Genomic DNA, 19,816 nt, shown 5'->3' with positions numbered 1-19,816 from the left:
TTTGAGTCTTGATCCAGATATCGCGGCATTGCTCGAGATGGTGCAGGCCGGCACCGAAAGCGGCGCGCGCGTTCCGTTTCCGCAATTGACTGCTGCGCAGGCGCGGGCCGATTTCGATGCGTCCTCGCCCCTGCTCGACGTCGATCCGCCGGCGCTCGCCTACGAGCGGCGTTTGTCGCTGCCGGTGCGGGATGGCGCGATCATCGAGGCGCGGCTCTATGCGAGCGCGCAGCCGAGCGAACGCACTCCCATTCCTGTTCTTCTTTACATGCACGGCGGCGGCTTCGTCGTCGGCAGCCTCGATTCGCATCAGCCATTGTGCCGCGGCCTCGCCGAGGACAGCGGTGCGGCCGTGCTGTCGGTCGGCTACAGGCTCGCACCGGAGCACAAGTTTCCGACCGCTTTCGAGGATGCAGTCGATGCGCTGACCTGGATCGGCCTCGAGGGCCGCGCGATCGGGCTCGATCCCCGCCGGGTCGCCGTCGGCGGCGACAGCGCCGGCGGAACGCTTGCCGCCGCGCTCGCGATCGAAGCGAGGACAAACACGGGCCTTCCGCCGCCGGTGCTTCAGGTTCTCGCTTATCCCGGTCTCAGCTCCCGACAAAGCTCCGCATCCTACGAGCGCTACGGTACCGGCCATCTTCTGGAGCGTAGCACCGTCGATTGGTTCTTCCGGCAATATCTCCGCGACGAGTCGGATCGCGACGATTGGCGTTTCGCACCGCTCGCAGCGGATGATTTGTCGGGCCTCGCTCCCGCATGCATCGTCCTCGCCGAGTTCGATCCGCTGGTGGACGAGGGAAACGATTATGCAGCCCGCTTGGCGGCGGCCGGTGTTCCCGTCGATCTGCACGTTTATCCCGGCATGATCCATGAATTCCTTCGCATGGGGAATGTCGTGGCCGATGCCTTGCAGGCGCGGGCGGCGATCGGGCGGGCGCTGGCCAAGGCCTTTCTCGCCGCTGGCGAAAAGGCGGCCTGACATGGAATGCAGCGTGAGCCAAAGTATGTCATGATCATCATCTCTCGCGGCCTCTCTGCGAGAGGCGCCTGAACGGATCCCATGAGCACGTCTATTCCAGACCATAGGCTGTCCCGCCGTGCGCTCCTCGGCGCGGGCGCAGCGATCGGAGGCACGGCCCTTGCGGGTCCATGGCCCATGGCGTTTGCCCAAACCGCTGGATCGCAATCCGGGCCCCGGGTCGCCGCGCTCGGCTGGGCCTGTGCCCAGACGATCCTGGCGCTCGGCGTTGTGCCGCTGGTGATTCCGGAGATCGAGCGCTATGGCCGGCTCGTCGTCGAGCCGCCCGTTCCGTCCGCGGTTCAGGAAATTGGTCTGCGTTCGGAGCCAAATCTCGAACTGCTGCAGAGCTTCGCGCCCGACATCATCGTCATCGACCCCAGCATTGCGGCCGCCGTCCCCCGGCTCAAGCTGATCGCGCCGGTCGAAACGTTTACGATCTTCAGACCCGGCGGGCATCCTCTCGACACGGCGCGCCATTCGACGCTGGAGCTTGCCAAACGTCTCGGAGTGCAGTCGGCGTGCGAAGCCTATTTCGCCCGTTTCGACGTCGCCATGGCCGGCTATCGTGAGCGGCTCCAGGGTCGCGGCGGCAAGCCGCTCTATCTCGTCAGCGAGATCGCGCGCAACCGCGCGCTCGTGTTCGGACCGAACAGCCTCTATCAGGAGGTGCTCGATCGGTGCGGATTGAAGAATGCCTGGACGGGACAGAGCGGCCCATGGGGCCATACCAGTGTTGGGCTCGAAGTGCTCGCCGCGGTTCCGGACGCGCGGCTGGTGTTGATGACCTCGCGGGTCGCCGATGTCGAAGCGCTGCTGAAGGCAAGCCCTGTGCTTCAAACCCTGCCGTCTCTTCGGTCGCATCGGCTGACGGTCCTGGGTAACCAGTTCTTCTATGGCGGCGTGCCGGCGGCCGAACGTTTCGCCCGCGTTCTCGCCGAACGTCTGCCGCGGGAAAGCCATGAGCAAGGTTGAGGCACTGCCGGCCCGGTCCGGCTTGGAGATGCATCCGGCGGTGCTGATCGGCTTGCTGCTGGCAGCCGCGGCCGCGCTGACTTGGCGGAACCTGTCCGGATATCTGCCCGCCGGCGCCTGGCTGCCGGTGCTGTGGCGGCCCGAGGTCACCGATCCCCAACAGATGCTCGTGCACTACACCGTTTTTCCGCGCATCGCAGTGGCGCTGCTGGCCGGCGCAGCCCTCGGTCTTGCCGGCACCGTCTCTCAGCAGGTGTTGCGCAATCCGCTTGCGGAGCCGAGCACCATCGGCGTCCTGAACGGCGCCTATCTTGCGCTGGCCGTGACGACGCTGTGGGCGCCGTCGCTGCTGGCCTTCGGCCGCGAGTGGATTGCGCTGTGCGGCGGGTTCGCTGCGTTCCTTTGCGTGTTCGGGCTGACTTGGAAGCGTGCGCTGTCGCCCGTCCTCCTGGTGCTCGCTGGATTGATCGTCAGCTACTACTGCGCGGTGACCACCCAGGCGCTGGTGCTGCTCAACCACGAATATCTGATCGGTCTGTTCATCTGGGGCGCCGGCTTCCTCAATCAGCAGGATTGGAGCAACGTCACGTTCCTGGCGCCGCGGCTGCTGATTTCGATCGTGCTGATCGCGGCGATGGTTCGTCCGCTGACCCTGCTCGGCTTCGACGACGAGACCGCGCGCAATCTGGGCCTCGGATTGACGAGGGCCCGGGTCTTCGCGCTCGTCATCGCGATCGCGCTCAGTGCGTCAGTCGTCAGCGTGGTCGGCGTCATGGGATTTGTCGGTTTGTCCGCGCCGGCCATCGTCATGCTGTCAGGCGCGCGCCGCTTTCGCGACCGGCTGATCTGGGCGCCACTTTGCGGCGCCCTGCTGCTGTGGCTGACGGATCAGCTCGTGCTTCTGATCCCGCCCGGCTATCGCGAAATGCCGGCCGGTGCGGTGACGGCCCTGATCGGCGCGCCAATGTTGCTCGTGCTGCTGCCGCGGCTGCGGGCCGCCATGCCGATGGGAAACCTCACGCCATCCGTTCCGGCGCGGCTCGATCATCCCTGGCGCGTGATCCTGTTCGCGTTCGTCTTGCTGCTGCTTGCCGTCTGGATCGCACTCGGCCTCGGGGTCGGCTCCGACGGCTGGCGCTGGAGCGGCCTGTCGGGCTTGCAGGAATTCTGGCCGTGGCGCTGGCCGCGCGTGGTGTCGGCGCTGGCCGCGGGCGCGACGCTGGCGGTCGCCGGCACGCTGCTGCAGCGGATGACCGGAAACCCGATGGCCGCGCCGGAGGTCATGGGCATCAGCTATGGCGCCGCGATGGGCGTGATCGTTCTGCTCTATCTCTTTCCCGCCCACACCCGGCTGGAGCAGATTGCAGCGGCCGGGATCGGCGCCTTCATTGTGCTGGCGCTGGTGCTGCTGTTCAGCCGGCGGTCCGAGTTCAGTCCGGAGCGCGTGCTGCTGGCAGGCGTCGCCATGAGCGCGGCATTCGGCGCGATCATTGCCATGGCGCTGGCGACCGGCGATCCCCGCATCGGCACGCTGCTGTCGCTGCTGACAGGCTCGCTCTACCAGATCGGCCCGGCCGAGGCCGCAATCCTCGCCGCCGCGGCGCTCGTTCTGCTGATCATGGTGCCAATGCTGTCCCGCTGGCTTGATATCCTGCCGCTGGGGCCTGCGACCTCGCGTTCGATCGGCATCTCGCTGACGCGGAGCCGCGTCATCATCATGCTGCTGACGGCGTTGCTGACAGCGACGGCCACGCTGATGGTTGGTCTTCTGAGCCTGGTCGGCTTCATCGCGCCGCATATGGCACGGATGATGGGGGCGCAGCGCGCGCTGCATCAGGCGGCGCTGGCCGCGTTGATCGGGGCGATCCTGATGGTCACGGCGGATTGGGCCGGACGCATGGTGATCTTCCCGTTCCAGATGCCCGCCGGCATCTTCGCCATGATGCTTGCCGGACCCTATCTCATCTGGCTGCTGCGCCCGCAGCGCGGCTGACGGCGCTCACCGCGCGAAGCTGATGAGATGGCCATGGTCCGGCGACGGCATCACGCCCATGGGGATGCCGTAGATGGTTTCGAGCTCGGCCGGCGTCATGATCTTGTCCGGTGTGCCGCGCGCGATCAGCTTCCCGGAATGCAGCGCGATGATCTCGTCGCAGAAGCGGGCGGCCATGTTGACGTCGTGGAGCACCACGACCACGCCGAGATTGCGCTCGCGGGCGAGCTGCCTGACCAGCGACAGCACTTCGATCTGATGAGCGATGTCGAGCGCCGAGGTCGGCTCGTCGAGCAGCAGGCAATCGGCATCCTGCGCAACCAGCATGGCGATCCACGCCCGCTGGCGCTCGCCGCCGGACAACGTATCGACCAGGCGATCCGCAAAGGGTTCGATATGGGTCAACGCCATGGCGTTTGCGACCTTCTCGCGGTCGATGTCACCGAACCGTCCGAGCGCGCCGTGCCAGGGATAGCGACCGAGTGCGACCAGCTCCTTGACCAGCATGCCGGCGGCGGGCGGCGTCTGCTGCGGCAGGTAGGCGACCTTGCGGGCATAGTCCCGATCGCTCCAGGCGCGCAGTGCGCGGCCTTCGAAACGAATCGTTCCCGACGAGCTCGGCTGCTGGCGCGACAACAATTTCAGCAAGGTCGATTTGCCGGAGCCATTATGGCCGATCAGCCCGACGACGCTGCGTGCGGGAAGGGATAGCGTCAGCGGTTCGAGCAGCGCGCGCCCGGCCACGGCGAAGCCGACCTGGTCGAGCTGGAACAAGGGCGCGGGCGCTTCCAGTGAGGCCTGCGTGACGTCGGGCAAGGCGAGCGTCCTTTCGCTCGTCTGCGCGTGTTGGATCGTCATGGTTGGCGTAGGCTCCAATAGGCGACGGCCAGAAGCTGGTCACGGGAAAGCTTTCGCTCATCGCGCAGATGGTTGCGCAGGGTCTTCAGCGCCTGCGCCTCACACGCGATCCAGGCGAAGACGTCCCGATGGTCCGGCCATCGCACTGCCTTGACGGCGTCGACCAGGAGCTGCGTCGTCCCGGCTGGACGGCCCTCGCGATGCAACCAGCGGATTGCTACCCCGGCCGGGGCGACCAGCGGAACTTCCTCGCGCCGATCCGCGACCTCGATAAAGGCCTCACCCGCCGCCGTCGCCGGCAGCGTCTCCAGAATTCGCGCGATGGCGGGCAGGGCGGTTTCGTCGCCCGCCAGCAGCATCCAGCGCGCCGGACGAATGCCCCGGCCGAGCGGGCCAGCCATGCCGCAGATGGCGCCGGCCGTCGCGTTGACGGCGAACGCCGAGCCCGGCCCGGCATGATCATGGACTACGAAGTCGATGTCGATTTCGCGGCTCTGCAACTCGATGCGGCGGATCGTGTAATAGCGGGTGATGGGCCTGCGGTCTGGCTCCGGCCACAGGATACGTCCGTCGGGCGCGGGCCACGGCCATTCGGGCTTGGCGAGGCCCTCGGGCGGGAAGTACAGCCGCACGTGCAGATCGTCGTCATTCACGAAACGGGCGATATCGTCGCCCGTGAAGGTCAGCCGCCGCATGTGCGGCGTCAGGGTGATCGCGGCCTTCAGCCGCACTTCACGGAAATTGGCCAGCGTGCCGCCGTTGGATTCATGACCGGACCAAATGATGGTCGGGGCAATGTCTCCCGCGAACTCGATCACATGCGAGGCGACGACCGAACGCAGCATTTCCAAATTGCCTTTGTCGTCGGCCTCGACGCGGATCTTGAGCACTTCGGCCTCGACGGCGAGGGAACTGGTGCCGAACGGCAGTTTCGCGACCATGAGGCCGTCCCGGTCCTCGAACGCGATGTCATGCTCGGCCAGATGGTCGATCATCCGCGCAGCGAGGCCGGCGGCATCGGGAAGCGCGATGCGGGTTTCGGAGATCAGCAAGTCCAAAGTCATTCTCCACCGGGCCTGTCCGATGCCGGCTTACAAGCGCTTCAATGTTCGGATGTCGCGGCCTGGCACGGCTCTGGATCATAAATCCTGCTCGCTCGCCGGCTGCGATGCAAAAGCGATACTACCCGCATCATATTAAAGGCATTGCCGATCCCAAATTAGAATCCATCGAAAGAGCAGCGAAAATAAGCGCTGGAGTTGCGGGGCCGCCATCATGTATTCGCATCACTTCGGCACGGCTTGTCCGGCCATATCGGTTCGCTTCAGGTCTCCTCCAGCGCGGCTCTCATCATGAACTCACGAAGCGGCCTGACGACGCAGATCCTGCAGCTCCTGCGGCCTTACTGGCCACTCGTGCTCGGCGGCAGCATTCTGGGAGTGGTCGGCGGTGCCTCCGTCGCGGCGTTGCTCGCGGTCGTGAATCATGGGCTTTATGCCACGCAGGCCGACGTGGTAACGCTGTTTTTCGCCTTCGCTGGCCTGTGCCTTCTGATCCTGATCGGTTCCATTGGCGCCGACATCAGCGCAAATTATGTCGGACAGCGGATCATCGCCGAGCTTCGTAAGTCGCTCGCCGCCAAAATTCTGGCTGCGCCGATCGATCAGCTCGAAATCTACCGGACGCATCGCCTGATCCCGGTTCTCACGCAGGACGTCGACACGATCAGCGATTTCGCGTTCTTCTTTTCGTCCTTTTTCGTGTCGCTCGTGATCGCGCTCGGCTGCATGGTTTACCTGGCGGTGCTGTCTTGGCAGCTTTTCCTGATCACGGGAGTCGTCATCGTGTTGGGATCGCTGGCGCATGGATATGCGAGGACGCGCGGCGTTCGCGGCTTCAGCGCCGCGCGAGAGGCCGAAGATCAGCTGCACAAGCAGTATCGCGCGATCGCCGAAGGTGCCAAGGAGTTGCGCCTCAATCGGGTGCGCCGTCGGCGCGTCTATGTCGAGCAGCTCCAGCAGACCGTCGACCGGATCAGCTTGGTGCAGATCAGGTCGATCAATCTGTTCGTGACGGCGCGGGCCTTCGGGACGATGCTGTTCTTCGTCGTGATCGGCGTGGCGCTGACCTTGCGACCGTTCCTGTGGCCCGACAGTCCCGCTGCGGTGTCCAGCGGCTTCGTGCTGGTGCTGCTCTTTATGCGCGGGCCCATCGACCAGGTCATCGGCATCCTGCCGGCGCTCGGCCGCGCCCAGGTCGCGATGCGCCGCATTGCGCAGCTCTCGGAGCAGTTTTCGAGCCCCGAGCACGATCTGCTGACCAGTGCTCCCGCTGCGCCCGCCAAGACCACCATCGAATCCATCGAGCTCCGCGGCGTCACCTATGCCTTTCGCGCCGTGCCGGGCAGCGATCCCTTTGTCCTCGGGCCGGTTGATCTGCTCGTTCGGCAAGGCGACATCGTCTTCATCGTGGGGCAGAACGGCAGCGGAAAGACGACCCTGATCAAGTTGTTACTGGGCCTTTATGCTCCGCATGGCGGCGCTGTGCTGCGCGACGGTTCGCCGGTCCTGACGGAGACACGCGACGATTACCGCCAGCTCTTCACGACCATCTTCTCCGACTATTATCTGTTTGAGGATCTCATTCGTGGAGAGGGCGTGGTTCCTGATGTGGCGGAACGCTATCTCCAGCGGCTGGAGGTCGCGCACAAGGTCTCGGTCGAGAACGGCGTGTTCACGACGACGGACCTGTCGACCGGACAGCGCAAGCGATTGGCGCTGATGAATGCATGGCTGGAGGAAAGACCCGTGCTCGTGTTTGACGAATGGGCCGCGGATCAGGATCCGGCGTTCCGGCACATCTTCTATACGGAGCTGCTGCCCGATCTGAAGCGTCTCGGAAAGACCATCATCGTGATTTCACACGATGATCGCTATTTCGGGATTGCGGATCATCTGGTGCGGCTGCGCGACGGCAAGATCCTCGCAAGCGAGGCAAGGGCCAGCAACGTCGCTGGGCCTTCCGCAGTTCCAACCGATGCGCCGCTTTAGACACATTGTAGCGAGCCGCTGGCGCCATCTGTCGCACAAATGACGGCATACGATCCCGTTTTGCGACAGGCCGTCAGATTTGTAGAGAATCTAATCTGCGTGTGCGCGCATTCCTTGTCAGCCTGTAGGCGAGTGATCTACACCACGCCTCAACGATGATCGAGATGCGAGGGCCGGATGAACAAGGCTTCGGATTCCGGGACCGGACCTCGTGCGTTCCCGGTCGGCCCATATTCCGCTCAGACCGTTTTCCAGGAGGGCGATCGCCTTCGCGTCGTCGCCGCCGATGTGACCGCGTTGGAACTGCGTCTGCGCGAGCGCGTCGATCACCTCGATATCCTGAATGCCTCGGACGACCGCGAGGTTGCGGCACGGGCGGTGTCGGCGTCCGCCGAGGCGCTGTTTGCCTGGCGACCTGGCGCCGATCGGCTCGTTCTGGACTTCGCTGGAAGAGCGCCGCTTGCACGAGAGCTGACCGAGAGTGGTCTTGCCATCATGTCCGAGGGGCGACTGGTGCTGCCGCCCGAACTGGTGATGCAGCGGCGGGACAACTGGCTGGTCAACCCCGGACGACCGCCATTGCCGCAACTCCACGTCATGACGGACGGCAAGCGCCATCCGCGCCGCGCCGCAAAGCCGGCGGGAAAGGTGTACGGTCGTTTTATTCCCTGGCTGTCGGAGGTCATCTCGTTTCGCGTGGCCGATCTCGAGAATGACCTCCATTTGTTGCACCGCTGGATGAACGATCCTCGCGTCGATGCATTCTGGAACGAGGCGGGCGATCTCGACAAGCATCGGCGATATCTGGCCGGCATTCTGGCCGATCCTCATATGCTGCCGTTGATCGGCTGCTTCGGCGAGCAGCCGTTCGGCTATTTCGAGCTCTATTGGGCCAAGGAAAATCGCATTGCGCCGTTCTATGATGCCGACGACTATGACCGGGGATGGCACGTGGTCGTGGGCGAGGACGCTTTTCGCGGCGCTCGTTACATCAGCGCGTGGCTGCCGTCTCTGATGCACTACATGTTCCTCGACGATTGCCGCACGCAGCGGATCGTCGGGGAGCCGGCGGCGGCGCATACGCAGCAGCTTCGCAATCTCGAGCGCTCGGGATTCGCAAGGATCAAGAACTTCAACTTTCCCCATAAGCGCGCGACCCTGGTCATGCTGTTGCGCGAGCGCTTCTTCGGCGATCGGCTTTGGCTTCCGGCAGCCGCCGGCCCAACGGTCTCGTCTTAAAGCGCAAGCGGAGCGCGGCTTCATGTCCCATCAACTTGCGATCGAGCACGACGTCATTGGCGTCGGATTCGGGCCTTCCAATCTCGCGCTCGCCATCGCATTGGACGAGTGCGCGAAGCGATCACGGCTGAAATGCACGCCGCTGTTCGTGGAGAAGCAGCCGCACTTCACCTGGCATGGCGGCATGCTGCTTCCGGGCAGCGACATGCAGATATCGTTTCTCAAAGATCTGGTCTCCTTGCGCGATCCGACCAGTCCCTTCACCTTCGTGAACTACCTGCATAAGCGCGGCCGCCTACTGGATTTCATCAACTGTCGGACGTTCTATCCGAGCAGGGTCGAGTTCAACGATTACCTGCAGTGGGTGGCGAGCCATTTTAAGTCGCAGGCCGCTTACGGCGAGACCATCGTCGCCGTCGAGCCGGTGACGGCCGGGCAGACGGTGACGTCGTTGCGGGTGCATTCGCGCTCGCTCGCCGGCGGGGAGACCGTGCGGCTGGCGCGAAATCTCGTGGTCGCGGTTGGAGGCCAGCCCTATGTTCCGCAGGTGTTTGCCAAGGTTACCGACGATCGCAGGCTGCTGCATTCCAGCCGCTATCTCGACCTGATAGAGCGCGTTGTCCCGCGCGGCCGGTCCGTGCGCGTGGCCGTCGTCGGTGGCGGACAGAGCGCGACCGAGGTAACGGTCGATCTTCATGGCCGATGTCCCGAAGCGCATATCGACCTGATCTTCCGCGGCCATGCTCTCAAGCCGTCCGACAGCAGTCCCTTCGTCAACGAGATCTTCAACCCCCACTATACGGACTTCGTCTACGCGCAGCCTGCCGAGCGGCGGGATGCGATCGTCCGCAACTTCCGGAACACCAACTACGCCGTTGTCGACGCCGACCTGCTGGACCAGCTTTATCGGCTGCTCTACCAGCAGCGCGTCGGTGGCGACACAAGGGTCATGTTGCGTCCCCGCAGCGAGATTACCAATGTGGATGCGGGACCGGGCGGCATCGAGATCGGCGTGATCGACAAGTTCCGCGGCGAAAACCGTCGTTCGACCTATGACGTGGTCGTTCTGGCGACGGGATACGATAGGGATACGCCGCACGGGTTTCTCGAACCGATCCGCCGCTACATTCGCGATGCGGCACCGGATCGCAACTACCGGCTCGTGACCAATCCGGCGTTCCGGCCGCAGATCCACCTCCAGGGCTATTCGGAATCCTCTCACGGTCTGAGCGACACGCTGCTTTCGGTGATTGCCGTGCGGTCGCAGGAGATTGCGGAGTCTCTGCTCTCGACAATCTCGCGCCAGGAACTCATCGCCTAGAACACGATCCGGGAGAGATCGCAGCTCCAAAAGCCTCGCGCGGATGAGAGATCGAAGCGCATCACGAATCGTCCCGTTCTCATTACACAATAGCCGGCGTTCTCACGGTCACCCTGCAGGCGTGTTCCGCTGTCGTTTTGGGGGTTCCCCGATCTAGAACCTGTCTAATCGATATCAACCGCAGCGTGTACGTGTGAGACAACGCCGATTTGCTTTGCTAGAGGAGTTCTTAGAACGATCTTTGGAACGTCTGAAAGTTTAGCTGGAATTGACCGTGAGGAAAGCTCTCGTTCCCAAGCAGGGGCAAAGCCTTCTCCCTGAGCGAATTGCAGGCATTTTAGTTCACAGTCCGCTTGCGGCGTTGGTTGGCAGAGAGCCCGTGACGCGCATGCACTACCTCCTCGAGATTGCGTCGCTTCACACCAAGACCGAGCTCCTGGCGCAGCCGGGCTTGGGACGTTCAGGCGTGCGTCGCATCGAGAACTGGATGGCCTTTCACGGACACCGCATGCGCGACGTGAATGAGAGTCTCGATAGCGTCATCTGCCGCTTTGCGTTCCGACGTTCTTCCGTTCGGAAAGGAAACGTTCGTTCTCTCCCCTTATCGGCGTTGCCCTCGCGTTTCACGCGGGCAGCTGGTGGCTAAGGCGGTACATGCGTGGGCGCAAAGCAGGTCGATTGTTTTCAGACGCTGTCTCACGAGCTTGTGCATTGGACCGGCGCTCCCTGTCGAAGCCAGCGAGCTCGCCCGAGTGCTCGCGGGCGAGCTGCTGCTTGAGCTTGGTGTAGCGCCGCGGCGTACGCCAATCCTCGCGGCCCGCTACAAGCGAGGTAAGGACGGCCGAGTGGCGAAGCCTGATCTGATCAGGCGCAACCACGCTGCACAGATTTGCTGCATGGCGACGTGATTGGAGCAGCCTGCGCTGCAATAGCGCGCTTGATTTCGCTTTCGATCTCTCATGTTGGTTAGGGGGCGTGTCCACGGCATGTGTACCGGGAGATCAAGGCAAATCTCCCGACGGCCCACGTGAGTGAGCATGCTCTTCGCGCGCTACTCGCTGGCAGCGGGCTGGTCGCGTTCGACGTGTACGCGTTCGAGCGCGGCGCCGCGCCGTGCTGCCGCGAACCGCTTGCCGTCTGGTCTGGCGCCGGCCTTCCCCCGCGCCGATTGGCTCGCAGAGCGTGCCATCGAGCCGGCACGGTCATGAAATCCGCTATTCCCGTCGGGGGCTCGAAAGTCTATATGATCCATATGTTGTCTCATCGCTTTTCCGTGGCCCCCATGATGGATTGGACCGACCGGCATTGCCGGGTGTTCCACCGTCACCTGACGCGGCGGGGATTGCTCTATACCGAGATGCTGACGACCGGCGCGATCATTCACGGCGACCGGGTGCGGCTGCTTGGGTTCGACGCGGTCGAGCACCCCGTGGCGCTTCAGCTCGGCGGATCGGATCCGCGCGAGCTCGCGGCGGCGGCACGGATCGGCGAGGACTTCGGTTATGACGAGATCAATCTCAATGTCGGCTGCCCGTCCGATCGTGTGAAGGATGGCCGTTTCGGCGCCTGTCTAATGGCCGAGCCGGAGCTGGTGGCGAGGTGCGTCGACGCGATGAAGCGCGTGGTCGCCGTTCCCGTCACGGTGAAGTGCCGCATCGGCATCGATGATCAGGATCCGGAGGTCGCGCTCGATGCGCTCGCGCGTGCGGTGGTCGCCGCGGGCAGCGATGCGTTGATCGTGCACGCCCGCAAGGCCTGGCTCAACGGCCTGTCGCCGAAGGAGAACCGCGATATCCCGCCGCTCGACTATGATCGCGTCTACCGGCTCAAGCGCGCGATGCCCGATGTGCCCGTCATCATCAACGGCGGCGTTCGGAGCATCGACGAGGCAAAGGCGCATCTTGCCCATGTCGACGGCGTGATGCTCGGCCGCGCCGCCTATCAGGAGCCGTGGCGGCTGCTCGCGGTCGACCACGAAATCTTTGGAGGGCCGGCGCCGCACGCCACCATGCAGGACGCGCTCGAGGCGATGATGCCCTACATCGAAGAGCAGCTCGCGCACGGCACGCGGCTGCACGCGATCACGCGGCATTTCGTCGGCGCATTTCATGCTGTGCCCGGCGCGCGTGCGTTCCGCCGGCATCTGGCCGAGCAGGGTGTGAAGCCCGGCGCCGGTCTCGACGTGCTGCGCGAGGCGATTACGTGTGTCGGGGCCCGCGCGCCGGCTGAGGCGGCCTGAATGAGCGGGAGCATGATCCGGAAAAGTGCGCAGCGGTTTTCCGAAAAGATCATGTTCAAACAACAGCCTAAAGCGCGAGACGATTCATCCTAATCGCATCGCGCTTTAGTCGACCGCCGTACGCGCGCGGCGGGGACTGCGCTGCTGCTCCGGATACCCTGTCAGCATCAGCGTGTCGGCGCGCACGCCCCAGCTTTCCAGCCGGTCGAGGAAGCTCATGCCGAGCAGATTGGTCTTCATCTGGCCGCGCTGCACGACGAGGGCCGGCACCGACTTCTCGACCAGCTTGCCGACGGCGAGACGGTCGAGCGTGAGCCGCGCTGCCTTGGTGTGGCCGCCTGCGGTCTCGAGATCGACGTCGTATTCAAGCATCTCGAGCGGCAGCCCGATCGCCCTTGCGGTTTCCCAGGTCAGCACCACCGACGTCGCGCCGGTATCGATCACCATCGGCGCAGTGACGCCGTTGATCTTCGCGCGCAGCGTGAATTCGCCGCCCTGGCCACGCGGGATCTGCACGGCCGGCGCCGGGGAGGCGGCTTGTGCGCGAAAAATATGCGAGACCTTGTGGCTGGCGCGCGCGATCTGGTCGGGATCGCCATAGGCGACGACGGCACCTGCCGTGCCGGCGAGCATGATCAGGACGAGCAGGAAGCGGATCATCGCGCGCCTCCAAGGGCACGCAGGCGGATCAGACGTGCTTTGGGGATCCAGCGATCGGCACTAGTCCGGCTTCCGTCATGCGCTCCGGCAAGAGGGCCATGATCGCGCGCCGGTCCGCGCTCTCCATGGCGTGCCAGCGTGCGATCTCCGGCAAGGTGCGGCCGCAGCCGAAGCACAGCTTGGTCTTGGGATCGATCATGCACACGGCGACGCACGGCGTTTCTTTGCTCATACGGACATAGTGAGGGATGATCGGGCATGTCTGCAAGCATCTCGTTAAGAGCCTGTGCCGGCACTCATGATCGGCTTGTGCCGCGGCCGACGTTTCTCGTCCGGCACGACGGAGCTCTCCGGCTGGAGCGGTGGAGAATCGTCCGAGAGTGGGGCAAGCGCGCTCATCACGCGCTCCGGCGGGAATGTGACGATCACCTCGGTGCCGATGCGCAGCTTCGATTTCAACGTGAACGTGCCACCGTGCAGGTCGATCAGGTTCTTGGCGATCGGCAGGCCGAGGCCGGCGCCCTGTTCAGCCGACTTGATCGAATTGGAGCCCTGGCCGAACGAGGCGAGCACGACCGGGATCTCGTCCTCGGGTATGCCGGAGCCGGAATCCCTCACCGAGAGATATTGTCCGCCGGAGGCGGTCCAGCCGGCCTTGAGCCAGATCTCGCCGCCCTGCGGGGTGAACTTGATCGAGTTGGAGAGCAGGTTGAGCACGACCTGGCGGATCGCGCGCTCGTCGGCCCAGAGCCGCGGCATCGCCTGCTCGAACACTTCGTGGATGGTGATGCCGCGGCTCGAGGCACGCAGCTTCATCAGATGATGGCAATCGGCGACGATGCCGACCAGGGACACCGCCTCCTCGTTGAGCTCGTAACGGCCGGCTTCGATCCGTGACAGATCGAGGATCTCGTTGATCAGGTTGAGCAGGTGCACGCCGGAATTATGGATGTCGGCGGAATATTCCTTGTAGACCGGTACCGCATGCGCGCCGAAAATCTCGCTCTTCATGACCTCTGAGAAGCCGAGGATGGCGTTCAGCGGCGTCCGCAGCTCGTGGCTCATCTGCGCGAGGAAGCGCGACTTGGCGACGTTGGCGGCTTCGGCGCGGTGGCGCGCTTCGTCCGAGATTGCCTTGGCCTGCTCCAGCTCGCCGATCAGCGCGTCCTTTTCCGCACGTGCTTCCAGCGTGGCGAAGGTGGAGGAGTGCAGGCGGTGCGCCAGCAGCACGAAATAGCCTTCGGCGGCGAGCGACAGCGCTGCCAGGATGTAATTGTCCAGCGATCCGGTCGTCACGAAGCTCAGCGCCATCGCAACCGCGACCGGCGCCGTGGCGGCGAGGGCTGCGATCGGCAGATTGGCCGCGAGCATGCTCGATACTGCGATCACCAGCAGCATCAAGAACATCATCAGCGTTTCGGTGACCATGTCGAGCACGGGATGGATCAGGATCGCCATCCAGCACAGGCCATAGAGCAGGTCGAGCACGACGAAGCGCGTCCGCCATGCGCGTGTCGCGGCCGGAGAGGCGGGCTCGGTCAGGAAGCGCCGGCAGCTGCGGATCATGGCGCTGTGGATGCAGAGCATGCCCGCGGTCCAGGCCGCGGCCGGGATCGGCTGCATCCATAGCCCGAACAGCACGCCGGTCGCCACCACCAGGAGCATCACGACATAGGAGGCGGACAGCCGGGTCTGGGCGTATTGCCGCAGCATCTCGGCGTCGAAAGCCGGCCGGGTTCCACTGGTCGACGTTAACTTGTCGCGCGCCTCGCGCACCCGCTGCGCCGCAGCCCTTCGGCTGCTCGCCGATGGCGCGCTCACCGGCTCGGCCGGAAGCTGCACGACCTCGGGCTTTTCAGCGGGGTTACTCATCAAGCAACACGGATTCCTGCCCACGCCGGACGCGGGCTTTCTGCATTGTCTATCTCTGGCAAGAAATCCTTAAGAGCTGACTTAAGGAGCTAAAGAATTACGTTAACCGAACGTTAATTCATACGCAGTCCGGGCGGCCGCTTTCATCAACCCGCGCTTCAATCATCTGAAGAAAACGAGCGTGACCAACCCGAAGACCGGCAGCAGCAGGACGGAGGTCCAGGCCATGTATCCGAAGAAGCCGGGCATTGCGACACCACTCGCTCGGGCAATTGCGTACACCATGAAATTGGGCGCGTTGCCGATGTAGGAGTTTGCGCCCATGAACACCGCACCGGCGGAAATCGCGGCAAGGGTCAAGGCGCCGTTCGTCATCAGATGCTTGGCGTCGCCTCCGGCAAGTTCAAAGAAGACCAGATAGGTCGGCGCATTGTCGAGAAAGGATGAGAGCAGGCCGGTCAACCAGAAATATGCGGCATTGTTCGGCGTGCCGTCTGCGTTGGTGACCATGTTTACGACGGAGGCAAACGCGCCGGATTTGCCGGCGTTGAGAATCGCGAGCACGGGAATGATGGTGATGAAGATCGCGGCAAACAGCTTTGCCACTTCGATCATCGGGCCCCAAGAGAAGCCGTTCGCGTCGTGGTCCTCCTTCGAGGTGACGGCGAGAGATGCGAACACGACTCCGATCATCACGGCATCGCGCAGGAGATTCTGCACCTGGAGATGCGTGCCGAGAACTTCAAATCCGCCGAGGTCGAGCTTGGCACTCAAGAGGATCGCAGCGATGATGACTCCCATCAAAGCGAAGTTGAGGCCGCCGCTGATCCGCAAGGGATTGTCCGGAGTTGGGTCCGGTTTGACGCGGCCTTCCTTGCGATAGAGATAAGTATCGATGCAAAAGAACAGGGCGAGCAGAATCCAGGCCGCGAACGTGGTCTGGGGAAGCAGGTGTGTCGTCGTCCAGAAAAAATCCACGCCGCGCAGGAACCCCAGAAACAACGGGGGATCTCCAAGGGGGGAGAGCGAACCGCCGATGTTGGACACCAGAAAGATGAAGAAGATCACGACGTGCGCGTTGTGCCGCCGATCGTCATTGGCGCGGATCACCGGTCGGATCATGACCATTGAGGCGCCGGTCGTGCCGATGACGCTCGCGATCAGAGTGCCGAGAGCGAGCAGCAGCGTATTCAGGACGGGGGAGCCGTGAAGATTGCCGCGCACCACGATTCCGCCGGCGACGGTAAACAGGGCGAGGAGCAGCAGAATGAACGGGACGTATTCGAGCAGCGCCGTATGAACGAGCGCTTGGACGGTTGGAAGCGGGCCGTACCAGATTGCAAGCGGCAGCGCGATCAGGGTGGCCCACATCGCGGCAATCTTGCCTTGGTGATGCTCCCAGAAGTGAGGCGCGGCGAGCGGAAATATGGCGATCGAGAGCAGCATCCCCGCGAATGGAAGTGCCCATTGCGGGCCAATGCTGGCACCATCGAGCGATGCGGCAAGCGCCTGCGAAGGTGATGCCAGCAGGGCCAGGAGCGCGACCGGGAACAGGCGCGCAACAACAGCAAGGACGGCGGCGATCACGTTAGGCAAGGCTTCCCCCCGGAAGTCTATGATTGTTTCGGTCGGCGCGCTTTACGGAACGCCGTCGCGACGGATGTCGCGACGACGTTCAAAGCCGGCTACGCCGAACCAGGCCGCAACAGAGCGTCAGCGTTGCAGGCGTGCGAGCAGGCTCGACGTATCCCAGCGCTTGCCGCCCATCTTCTCGACCTCGGAATAAAACTGATCGACGAGCGCGGTCACCGGCAGATTGGCGCCGTTGCGGCGGGCTTCGGCCAGCGCGATCGAGAGGTCCTTGCGCATCCATTCGACCGCGAAGCCGAAATCGTACTTGTCCTCGTTCATGGTCTTGTAGCGGTTCTCCATTTGCCAGGACTGGGCGGCCCCTTTCGAGATGGTCTCGATCACTGCGGCGACGTCCAGGCCGCTCTTCTTGGCGAAATGGATGCCTTCGGAGAGGCCCTGCACCAGACCGGCGATGCAAATCTGGTTGACCATCTTGGTCAGCTGGCCGCTTCCGGCGGGCCCGAGCAGCTTGCACATCCGCGCATAGGCGCCCGTGATGATCGGCTCGGCGCCGGAATAGGCGTCCTGCGCGCCGCCGCACATCACCGTCAGCACGCCGTTTTCGGCGCCGGCCTGGCCGCCGGAGACGGGGGCGTCGACGAATTTGAAGCCGGCCTTGGTCGCGGCTGCGTCGAGCTCACGGGCGACCTCGGCGGAGGCAGTGGTGTGGTCGACGAAGGTCGCACCCTTCTTCATGCCGGCGAAGGCGCCGTCGGGGCCGATCGTGACCGCGCGCAGATCGTTGTCGTTGCCGACGCAGCACATCACGAAATCCTGACCCTCGGCGGCGGCCTTCGGGGTCGGTGCGGTCTTGCCGCCGAACTTGTCCGCCCATTCCTTCGCCTTCGCCGCGGTGCGGTTGTAGACGGTGACCTCATGGCCCCCTTTTTTCACGAGGTGTCCGGCCATGGGGAAGCCCATCACGCCAAGACCGAGGAAAGCGACTTTAGCCATAGTGGTACCTTGTCCGTAGTTCGGGTTTACGGTTCTTGCCAAGCGAGGGATGCCTGGGTTCCGCGGTGAGGGCGGACCGGAGGCGCACCATAAACCCTTGAGGCCAGAGGGCAACGGCTTCGTTTGGCGGCCTGCCGTGCTAGGGTGGCGACCCAAGGACTTCAAAACAAGGGAGCGAGAGCATGGGCGGCGTGAGCGTAGGCGTCCTCGATCATTTCAACATCCGGACCCGGAATCTGGCCGAGACCGTCCGCTTCTACGAAGACGTGCTGGGCCTGGAAAAAGGCGCGCGGCCGAACTTCGCCTTCCCGGGCGCCTGGATGTACAGCGAGGGCAGGCCGGTGGTTCACCTCGTCGACATTTCCCCGACCGACGAGCCACAAAAGCCGGATTCCGGCGTTGTCCACCATGTCGCCTTCGCCAGTCGCGGCTTTGACGGTATGAAACAGCGGCTGGCGTCAAAGAAGATCAAGTTCGAGGCCCGCCAGGTGCCCGGTGGCGATCTCTGGCAGATCTTCGTCCACGACCCCAACGGGGTCATGATCGAGCTGAACTACGAGGCCGCCCTGGAGCAGGGGGCGGCGCCGGCCGAAAAGGCGGACGATATCGGCAGACAGTAGCCTTTTGGGCGTTTCCGCTCTAATGGGGCATCCTCAACTGCAGGAGATGCGCTTTGAGCGTGACGCAGCAACAGGTTCTCGATAGCCTCGCCAGGGTCCAGTCGCCCCGCGGGGTCGCGCTCCCCCATGCCAATGTGCTGAGCGCGATCAGCGCCTCCGACGGCAAGGTATTCTTCTCGATCAATGTCGACGCCGCCGAGGCAAGAGCCTGGGAATCCGTCCGGGCCGAAGCGGAAGCCGCCGTGCGCAGCATTCCCGGTGTCACCACCGTCATGGTGGCGCTGACCGCCGAGCGCAAGCCGGGCTCCGCGCCGCCGCCACCCCCGCAGCCGAGCCGCGGCACGCCCGGCGTGCAGCCGGCCCATGCCCACAAGCCGCCCCAGGGCGGGGGGTCGCCGATGGCGCGGCAATCGGAAATTCCCGGCGTTGCCGCCGTAATCGCGGTCGCCTCCGGCAAGGGCGGCGTCGGAAAGTCGACCACGGCGCTCAATCTGGCGCTCGGCCTGCGCGACCTCGGCCTCAAGGTCGGGCTGCTCGACGCCGATATCTACGGCCCCTCGGTGCCGCGCCTGACGGGCCTGCGCGACAAGCCGGAGCTGAACGACGAGCGCAAGATGATTCCGCTTCGGCGCTTCGGGCTCGCCATCATGTCGATCGGCTTCCTGGTCGAGGAGGAGACCGCGATGATCTGGCGCGGCCCGATGGTGATGTCGGCGGTGACGCAGATGCTGCGCGACGTCGAATGGGGCAAGCTCGATGTGCTGGTCGTCGACATGCCGCCGGGCACCGGCGATGCCCAGCTCACGCTGGCGCAGAACGTGCCGCTCAAGGGGGCCGTGATCGTCTCGACCCCGCAGGACCTGTCCCTGATCGATGCGCGGCGGGGGCTTGCCATGTTCAAGAAGGTCAACGTGCCCGTGCTCGGCATCGTCGAGAATATGAGCTACTTCCAATGTCCGCATTGCGGCACCAAGTCGGATATTTTCGGCCATGGCGGGGCGCGGCACGAGGCCGAGAAGCTCGGCGTCCCATTCCTGGGCGAGATCCCCCTGCACATGGCGATTCGCGCCACCTCGGACGCCGGCAATCCCGTGGTCGACAGCGAGCCGGACGGCCCTCATGCGGCGATCTACCGCGCCATTGCCGGCCAGGTCCGGGACCAGCTCAAGGGTGTCATCGCCGCGGCCTGAATGGGGGCACCGCGGCAGGCTCCGGGGCATGCGACTTTCGTAGAGCCCCGTCATGCCATTGTCGCGTTCCGAAACCGGGCTGGCCGTGTTAAAGGCCCCCCGCAGTCAAGCCCCTTCGGTTCGACGCGACCTCAACGCGTCGCCGGAACGAGCGGCGGCAAGAAGAGAAGTCAAGGGGAAACGCCCCAGCAA

Annotated in this window: 16 protein-coding genes; 9 read left to right on the top strand and 7 right to left on the bottom strand. The window is 64.2% G+C overall.

Annotated features, from left to right (window positions below):
* The first annotated feature begins 1 nt into the window (after position 1).
* The 3 genes from I6F31_RS34340 to fhuB all read left to right on the top strand — a co-directional run bounded on the left by I6F31_RS34340 (position 2) and on the right by fhuB (position 3,989).
* The gene (locus I6F31_RS34340; protein ID WP_036022205.1) at positions 2–982 is read left to right on the top strand and encodes an alpha/beta hydrolase; all 981 of its coding nucleotides are present in this window, start codon (positions 2–4) and stop codon (positions 980–982) included.
* 177 nt (positions 983–1,159) lie between these two features.
* Complete coding sequence (locus I6F31_RS34335) at positions 1,160–1,996, top strand: ABC transporter substrate-binding protein (RefSeq protein WP_225186883.1); 837 nt, start codon at positions 1,160–1,162, stop codon at positions 1,994–1,996.
* Positions 1,983–3,989, top strand: a complete 2,007-nt coding sequence (fhuB, locus tag I6F31_RS34330) for a Fe(3+)-hydroxamate ABC transporter permease FhuB (RefSeq protein ID WP_225132813.1) — start codon at positions 1,983–1,985, stop codon at positions 3,987–3,989. The genes I6F31_RS34335 and fhuB overlap by 14 nt, the downstream gene beginning before the upstream one ends.
* 6 nt (positions 3,990–3,995) lie before the next feature.
* On the opposite strand, the gene I6F31_RS34325 is transcribed toward fhuB, so the two are convergent.
* Both I6F31_RS34325 and I6F31_RS34320 read right to left on the bottom strand, forming a co-directional pair.
* Entirely contained in the window at positions 3,996–4,847 is an 852-nt protein-coding gene (locus I6F31_RS34325; RefSeq protein ID WP_225186882.1) for an ATP-binding cassette domain-containing protein, read from the bottom strand.
* The gene (locus I6F31_RS34320; RefSeq protein WP_225186881.1) at positions 4,844–5,905 is read right to left on the bottom strand and encodes a siderophore-interacting protein; all 1,062 of its coding nucleotides are present in this window, start codon (positions 5,903–5,905) and stop codon (positions 4,844–4,846) included. Before I6F31_RS34320 ends, I6F31_RS34325 begins: the two co-directional genes overlap by 4 nt.
* Positions 5,906–6,199: 294 nt before the next feature.
* Here I6F31_RS34320 and I6F31_RS34315 point away from each other — a divergent pair, with 294 nt between their 5' ends.
* The 4 genes from I6F31_RS34315 to dusA all read left to right on the top strand — a co-directional run bounded on the left by I6F31_RS34315 (position 6,200) and on the right by dusA (position 12,696).
* Complete coding sequence (locus tag I6F31_RS34315; RefSeq protein WP_225186880.1) at positions 6,200–7,897, top strand: cyclic peptide export ABC transporter; 1,698 nt, start codon at positions 6,200–6,202, stop codon at positions 7,895–7,897.
* A 177-nt stretch (positions 7,898–8,074) separates the two neighbouring features.
* A complete protein-coding gene (locus I6F31_RS34310) occupies positions 8,075–9,136 on the top strand; it encodes a GNAT family N-acetyltransferase (protein ID WP_109144159.1) in 1,062 nt (353 codons plus the stop codon).
* A 22-nt stretch (positions 9,137–9,158) separates the two neighbouring features.
* On the top strand, positions 9,159–10,457 hold the full coding sequence (locus tag I6F31_RS34305) for a lysine N(6)-hydroxylase/L-ornithine N(5)-oxygenase family protein (RefSeq protein ID WP_225186879.1): 1,299 nt from the start codon (positions 9,159–9,161) through the stop codon (positions 10,455–10,457).
* 1,252 nt (positions 10,458–11,709) lie between these two features.
* A complete protein-coding gene (dusA, locus tag I6F31_RS34300; RefSeq protein WP_225126024.1) occupies positions 11,710–12,696 on the top strand; it encodes a tRNA dihydrouridine(20/20a) synthase DusA in 987 nt (328 codons plus the stop codon).
* Between the two features lie 105 nt (positions 12,697–12,801).
* Here dusA and I6F31_RS34295 read toward each other — a convergent pair whose 3' ends face one another.
* The 5 genes from I6F31_RS34295 to I6F31_RS34275 all read right to left on the bottom strand — a co-directional run bounded on the left by I6F31_RS34295 (position 12,802) and on the right by I6F31_RS34275 (position 17,814).
* The gene (locus tag I6F31_RS34295) at positions 12,802–13,356 is read right to left on the bottom strand and encodes a TIGR02281 family clan AA aspartic protease (RefSeq protein WP_036001607.1); all 555 of its coding nucleotides are present in this window, start codon (positions 13,354–13,356) and stop codon (positions 12,802–12,804) included.
* 28 nt (positions 13,357–13,384) lie between these two features.
* A complete protein-coding gene (locus tag I6F31_RS34290; protein ID WP_036022214.1) occupies positions 13,385–13,588 on the bottom strand; it encodes a DUF1289 domain-containing protein in 204 nt (67 codons plus the stop codon).
* A 44-nt stretch (positions 13,589–13,632) separates the two neighbouring features.
* The gene (locus I6F31_RS34285) at positions 13,633–15,228 is read right to left on the bottom strand and encodes a HAMP domain-containing sensor histidine kinase (RefSeq protein WP_036001601.1); all 1,596 of its coding nucleotides are present in this window, start codon (positions 15,226–15,228) and stop codon (positions 13,633–13,635) included.
* A gap of 162 nt (positions 15,229–15,390) precedes the next feature.
* Positions 15,391–16,815 carry a sodium:proton antiporter gene (locus I6F31_RS34280; RefSeq protein ID WP_225126023.1) on the bottom strand — a complete coding sequence of 475 codons (1,425 nt, stop codon included), beginning with the start codon at positions 16,813–16,815 and terminating at the stop codon, positions 15,391–15,393.
* 126 nt (positions 16,816–16,941) lie between these two features.
* The gene (locus I6F31_RS34275; protein WP_036001597.1) at positions 16,942–17,814 is read right to left on the bottom strand and encodes an NAD(P)-dependent oxidoreductase; all 873 of its coding nucleotides are present in this window, start codon (positions 17,812–17,814) and stop codon (positions 16,942–16,944) included.
* 182 nt (positions 17,815–17,996) lie between these two features.
* Between I6F31_RS34275 and I6F31_RS34270 the strand changes: the two genes are divergently transcribed.
* Both I6F31_RS34270 and I6F31_RS34265 read left to right on the top strand, forming a co-directional pair.
* Positions 17,997–18,434 (top strand): VOC family protein, encoded by a 438-nt coding sequence (locus tag I6F31_RS34270; protein WP_036001594.1) that lies wholly within the window; start codon positions 17,997–17,999, stop codon positions 18,432–18,434.
* A gap of 53 nt (positions 18,435–18,487) precedes the next feature.
* On the top strand, positions 18,488–19,624 hold the full coding sequence (locus I6F31_RS34265) for an Mrp/NBP35 family ATP-binding protein (RefSeq protein ID WP_036001591.1): 1,137 nt from the start codon (positions 18,488–18,490) through the stop codon (positions 19,622–19,624).
* The last annotated feature ends 192 nt before the right edge of the window (positions 19,625–19,816 follow it).

Origin of the sequence: Bradyrhizobium sp. NBAIM01 (genome assembly GCF_020194115.1) — a bacterium.
GTDB classification, from domain to species: Bacteria; Pseudomonadota; Alphaproteobacteria; order Rhizobiales; family Xanthobacteraceae; genus Bradyrhizobium; species Bradyrhizobium yuanmingense.
This window is presented reverse-complemented; position numbering and strand designations above follow the sequence as displayed.

Coding starts and splice junctions, on each gene's coding strand:
- I6F31_RS34275 (WP_036001597.1), bottom strand. CDS start 17,814: ATGGCTAAAGTCGCTTTCCTCGGTCTTGGCGTGATGGGCTTCCCCATG.
- I6F31_RS34285 (WP_036001601.1), bottom strand. CDS start 15,228: ATGAGTAACCCCGCTGAAAAGCCCGAGGTCGTGCAGCTTCCGGCCGAG.
- I6F31_RS34270 (WP_036001594.1), top strand. CDS start 17,997: ATGGGCGGCGTGAGCGTAGGCGTCCTCGATCATTTCAACATCCGGACC.
- I6F31_RS34335 (WP_225186883.1), top strand. CDS start 1,160: ATGGCGTTTGCCCAAACCGCTGGATCGCAATCCGGGCCCCGGGTCGCC.
- I6F31_RS34315 (WP_225186880.1), top strand. CDS start 6,200: ATGAACTCACGAAGCGGCCTGACGACGCAGATCCTGCAGCTCCTGCGG.
- I6F31_RS34290 (WP_036022214.1), bottom strand. CDS start 13,588: ATGAGCAAAGAAACGCCGTGCGTCGCCGTGTGCATGATCGATCCCAAG.
- I6F31_RS34305 (WP_225186879.1), top strand. CDS start 9,159: ATGTCCCATCAACTTGCGATCGAGCACGACGTCATTGGCGTCGGATTC.
- I6F31_RS34325 (WP_225186882.1), bottom strand. CDS start 4,847: ATGACGATCCAACACGCGCAGACGAGCGAAAGGACGCTCGCCTTGCCC.
- I6F31_RS34295 (WP_036001607.1), bottom strand. CDS start 13,356: ATGATCCGCTTCCTGCTCGTCCTGATCATGCTCGCCGGCACGGCAGGT.
- fhuB (WP_225132813.1), top strand. CDS start 1,983: ATGAGCAAGGTTGAGGCACTGCCGGCCCGGTCCGGCTTGGAGATGCAT.
- I6F31_RS34310 (WP_109144159.1), top strand. CDS start 8,075: ATGAACAAGGCTTCGGATTCCGGGACCGGACCTCGTGCGTTCCCGGTC.
- dusA (WP_225126024.1), top strand. CDS start 11,710: ATGTTGTCTCATCGCTTTTCCGTGGCCCCCATGATGGATTGGACCGAC.